Consider the following 399-nt stretch of genomic DNA (forward strand, 5'->3'; position numbering starts at 1 on the left):
AAATTAGCCGAGAAAATGGACTTGGACATTCTTGCTTTTGATATTTCTAAGGATTCTATTCTCCTAGCAGCCAGAACAGACAGGACCAAGTCGGTCAAATGGTTTGTCGGTGACTTGACCAAGTTGCCCATTCAAGACAAGACCATCGACGGGATCTTGGACATCTTCTCCCCAGCCAATTATCAGGAATTTGCCAGAGTGCTGAAAGCTGGTGGGGCTATTCTCAAACTAGTCCCAGGCCCCAATCACCTCAAGGAGCTCCGCCATTTAGCCAAAGACCAACTCCGCAAGGAGTCCTATGACAACCAAGATATCGTGGACCATTTCAAGTCTTACATGGGACAGGTGGAGCAAGAGGTGGTCAGCCGGACCCTGCCGATTGGTATAGAGCAGGCTGGT

General features: G+C 49.1%; 1 protein-coding gene. It reads left to right on the top strand.

What is annotated here, in order from left to right; genetic code table 11:
- Nucleotides 1-399: methyltransferase domain-containing protein (locus C1G53_RS09605; RefSeq protein WP_153046699.1), on the top strand; the 399-nt coding region annotated here is incomplete at both ends.

Source organism: Streptococcus suis (genome assembly GCF_002960445.1).
In the GTDB taxonomy this organism is placed as follows: domain Bacteria; phylum Bacillota; class Bacilli; order Lactobacillales; family Streptococcaceae; genus Streptococcus; species Streptococcus hyiners.